Source organism: Vibrio fujianensis (assembly GCF_002749895.1).
GTDB classification, from domain to species: Bacteria; Pseudomonadota; Gammaproteobacteria; order Enterobacterales; family Vibrionaceae; genus Vibrio; species Vibrio fujianensis.
In genome coordinates, this window is record NZ_NBUS01000054.1 from 645,013 (window position 1) to 649,184 (window position 4,172).

The 4,172-nt window shown below is 38.5% G+C and carries 5 protein-coding genes and 2 tRNA genes; 2 read left to right on the top strand and 5 right to left on the bottom strand.

The annotated features are described in order from the left end of the window. Positions 1-186 (top strand): hypothetical protein (locus B7C60_RS19785; protein ID WP_245869597.1); only part of this gene is annotated, 186 nt, incomplete at its 5' end. Between the two features lie 158 nt (positions 187-344). On the opposite strand, the gene B7C60_RS16055 is transcribed toward B7C60_RS19785, so the two are convergent. From B7C60_RS16055 to B7C60_RS16065, 3 genes are all read right to left on the bottom strand, one after another. Continuing rightward, positions 345-421: transfer RNA gene (locus B7C60_RS16055), tRNA-Val, on the bottom strand. Positions 422-438: 17 nt separating this feature from the next. Continuing rightward, positions 439-515: transfer RNA gene (locus tag B7C60_RS16060), tRNA-Val, on the bottom strand. A 23-nt stretch (positions 516-538) separates the two neighbouring features. Next, complete coding sequence (locus B7C60_RS16065) at positions 539-790, bottom strand: hypothetical protein (RefSeq protein ID WP_099612510.1); 252 nt, start codon at positions 788-790, stop codon at positions 539-541. A 35-nt stretch (positions 791-825) separates the two neighbouring features. On the opposite strand from B7C60_RS16065, the gene B7C60_RS16070 reads away from it, so the two are divergent. Then, complete coding sequence (locus B7C60_RS16070; RefSeq protein ID WP_099612511.1) at positions 826-1,884, top strand: GGDEF domain-containing protein; 1,059 nt, start codon at positions 826-828, stop codon at positions 1,882-1,884. Here the strand turns inward: B7C60_RS16070 and B7C60_RS16075 are convergent. Then, positions 1,881-2,570, bottom strand: a complete 690-nt coding sequence (locus B7C60_RS16075) for a DUF2726 domain-containing protein (protein ID WP_099612512.1) — start codon at positions 2,568-2,570, stop codon at positions 1,881-1,883. The two genes, B7C60_RS16070 and B7C60_RS16075, sit on opposite strands and share 4 nt — an antisense overlap. 24 nt (positions 2,571-2,594) lie before the next feature. Further along, the gene (locus B7C60_RS16080) at positions 2,595-3,566 is read right to left on the bottom strand and encodes a chemotaxis protein (protein WP_172953255.1); all 972 of its coding nucleotides are present in this window, start codon (positions 3,564-3,566) and stop codon (positions 2,595-2,597) included. Positions 3,567-4,172: the final 606 nt, after the last annotated feature.

The window sequence follows — 4,172 nt, forward strand, 5'->3', positions numbered from 1 at the left end:
GCACGCCCAGTTCTGCTAGGCGCATTCACCACGATTTTAGGTGTGGCTCCACTTTTGGTAGACCCATTCTTTAAGAGTATGGCGGTCACCATTATGTTTGGTTTGCTGTTTGCCACCATTCTGACCTTAGTCGTGATCCCGCTCTTTTATGCCGTGCTGTTTAGAGTGAACGTCGCCAAAGCGTAATTAAACGACCGGAATCAACCCACAAGTTTGAGAATCGAGCCTTGTGGGTTGACACAATAGTGTTCATACGTCTCTATTAGTTATAATAGATCCAACCGCTCCCGATTCGCCAAAAACGACAAAGCCCGCCAATAAATAGCGGGCTTTGTTACATAAACTGGTGCGTCTGAGTGGACTCGAACCACCGACCCCCGCCATGTCAAGGCGATACTCTAACCAGCTGAGCTACAGACGCAAAAATAACATTCTCTTTGGTGCGTCCGAGTGGACTCGAACCACCGACCCCCGCCATGTCAAGGCGATACTCTAACCAGCTGAGCTACGGACGCATCACTTGAGAACGAGGAGGATATTAGCGATTGATGTTAGCTAGTGCAAGTCTATTTTCTATGTTTTTGAACTGATTGGCTTTTACATCACCAATTTGCTGTTTTTTTACTCGCCACACTTGCGGAATTAAGCCATAAACATGGCACTGTAGTGATAATGGAAGATAAACATCCACAAGCACGAATAAAATAGCTAACCAAAACGACTTCTTTTTTTGTGATTTAGATTCAAAAATATTATTGATTGCTGAAACCAAATAAGTACTATAGCGCATATGAATTAGGTAATATGCAATTGAGTCTTTAAAACATGGATGCAAAGTTATTTGGCAATTCGCATGCGTTAAGAACATCAGTTCTAACTCGGTTAAGCCTGTTTATGACGGCTATGGCTCTATTTTTTGCCATGTTCAATATTACCTATCAACAATTCTACTTTTTAGCTGGCTTAGAATTATTGTTTGCTTGCCATTCAGCCTATATCCATCAGTTGACAAAACGGAACCAACACTCTAGTCGACACATTCGGTGGTATGCCTATTTTTTAGTCACTATTATTAGCATTGCTACCTACAGCCAGCCAATGGGCAATGGTCTGTTTTTATGGAGCCTACTTTGCCCAGTCCTTTTGTATGTTTTGTTAGGCTTAAAGCAAGCACAACTCATCACCGGACTCGTTCTCACAATCCAAATACTCAATATTTTCCACCAATCATTGCATCCAACCGGTTACAACAGCGAAGTAACCTTGATCAATCTCATCGTTTGCTATTGTGGCATCTGGATTATTGCCCACAGCTATGAGTTTAACCGAAATAAAATTGAAAATACGTTAACTTATTTAGCATCAAGAGACTCTCTTACAGGAGCTCACAATCGTTTATCACTCAATGCGGCCTTTCAAAATTTTAAACATCATAAAGACAACCAATCTTCACTATGTCTTTTAATTCTTGATTTAGATTATTTCAAACAAATCAATGATGAATTTGGTCATGATGCTGGAGATAAAGTCTTGATGGATACCAGTCACTTACTCGCTAATATTGTCGGTGACAGTAATGTCTACAGAATCGGAGGCGAAGAATTTTGTATCACGTTATTTGACCATTCACTGAGTCAAGCTGAACATGTAGGTGAACGATTACGTAATATTATGGCGAACCACTTATTCTCTCATCATAACAAACGGATTCAGCTCACACTCAGTGTTGGCATCTGTGAATACCGAGAAGGTGATAACTTAAATGAATTAATAAAACTAGCAGACTTAGAACTATACCGAGCGAAACAAAATGGTCGAAATCAAGTTAGAATTTGCCAAACCTCCAAGGTTTCTTACGATTCATCCCAGATTGAGACTCTTTAATTTTCAAGATCTTTCTGATGATTTTCCACCTCTTCTAACTCATAAACTACATTGTAATTTTCAGTATAAGTGCAGTGAGGTTGACGACTACAAGTAAAAAATCTTCGCCCTTTAAATTCTCCTTGGCTGGCAACCTTTATAACCATAGGGCTACCGCAGCGTTTACAAAAGCGGATTTCTTTATCAGGTTCAATCAAATCAATATGCGCAGCAAGTAGTCGGCGCAATTTCCCCACTTGATAGCTGTATTTGATGGTGGCCCCAATCAATGGAATATTAGCTGATTGGCAAACATGCAATAAAAGTTTTTGTCTTTCTAATTTACCCTTAACTAATGGTTTACCATCGTCTAATTCAATAATAACTCTTGGCTCTAAGCTACGAGCGTCACACACAATAAAGTTAAAATAATTTTTAGCGATTCGCTGATAGGCAGCAAACTGGCTTTTTTTCTTTAACTTCTTCCCAGGGGTAACGACATTTGCCATATTTACTTTAGCTAACACAATACCATGGTCACCCACTGCTGCTCTTAATGCATGATAAAAAGTACTTTCAGAAGCATTCAGTAATGCCCCCTGCTTCTTATAAGAGTAATCTTTGTCACTTTCTTGACGAATAACGTACTTCTGAATAAAAACGAAGAAAATAACCAATAATGCAAGGATAATAAATATGTTCGTCATAGTACCTATTTGAAACCAAGATGGTTAAAAAATGCAATCATCCATCATACTGACTAACCGACCAATTTCAGGTTTAGTAATGGTATCATTCGCGCCTAATGATAATGCTTTTGCTCGGTTATCATCGCTCATTAATGACGAAAACATAATGATAGGAGTATTATTATAGGCATCATTTTCACGTAACCGCTTGACCAAATGCATTCCATCCATTCGAGGCATTTCTACATCGGTCACCAAAGCGTTAATTAACTCACTGACCGGCAGCTTTTCTTCGTTAGCAATACGTTGAATATCCATCAACTTTTCATAAGCTTCCCCACCATCTTTACAAGCAATAACGTTATAACCAGCAGAGCTTAAGGTATCTTGGATTAAACTCCGAATAAAAGCTGAATCATCGACGACCATCACCGTTTTTGCATTACGCTTGGTCACCATTTTCTGATTAAGATCAACAGAACGATCGACTTTAACGTCATATTTTTCCATACTTAGTTCTGGATTAATGTCAGCAATGATCTTTTCAAAATCCAGAATCATGATCAATTTATTTTCTTTTCTTACTACCGCTACCACACAGTCTTGTTCACCAGATTCAAGAAACTGACTTGGTGACTCAACATCATTCCAGGATATGCGGTGAATGCGGCTAATACTGTCAATCAGAAAACCATTTGTCATGCGGTTAAAATCAGTCACAATCACATACTTATTATCGACACCTTTTCGAGTTGGCACCCCCAGCCACCCGGCGAGATCCACCAAAGGGGTTAAAATATCGCGTGAAGAAAAAACACCGAGCATGTGAGGCTGAGCATTCGGGTAATCTGTGGTTTCTGGCACCCGGATCACTTCTCGAACTTTGGCCACATTAATACCGTAGTAACAAGTTTTTGTTTCACCACTAGGCAACAGTTTCTCCAAGTGGAACTCAATAATTTCTAGTTCGTTAGTGCCGCTTTCTAATAAAATAGTACTGCTTGAATTACTCATAGTGCTCACATCTTTAAGGCAAGTCGACGATATAGTTTCATCTCTTTAGTATACACCCAACTTTTCGTAAATATAATCAACCACACAATATTGACTCTCTATTTTGTTAGCTATCGCTGATATTTCAAAGACAGGGCAAAAAGTACTTTCCACACTAAGCACAAAACTCGCGTTCATGTTAGTCTGCAAAACGCACCATATAAATCCATTTCATGAAAGAACATTCATTGAAAATCATCATTTTTAACATAATGATTTAAAGGAATAAAATAAATAAAAAGGACGAAAAATACTGATAAATCTATTAGCTATTTTTTGCAAATTTGCACTTCAAAACTTGCGGTTGATCACACTAAGATTTGCTTATTTTTTACCCAATCCGATTGTTACCCTATATAATCATCTAAGGCGTAAAAGTTATTACCATTCTAGACTAAATTATAATTATTAAATCATGGTAGTTAGCTCACCCTTACATTGTCAGGAGGATAGTAAAAATGGAAAAAGATGCTTTAGGTATATGCCTTTCACGAGACATGCTAAACGAGCATCTCCTTTCGACGTTTACTCATGTCCGAGCGTATGAATTAGAAGCCGAAGACAGCC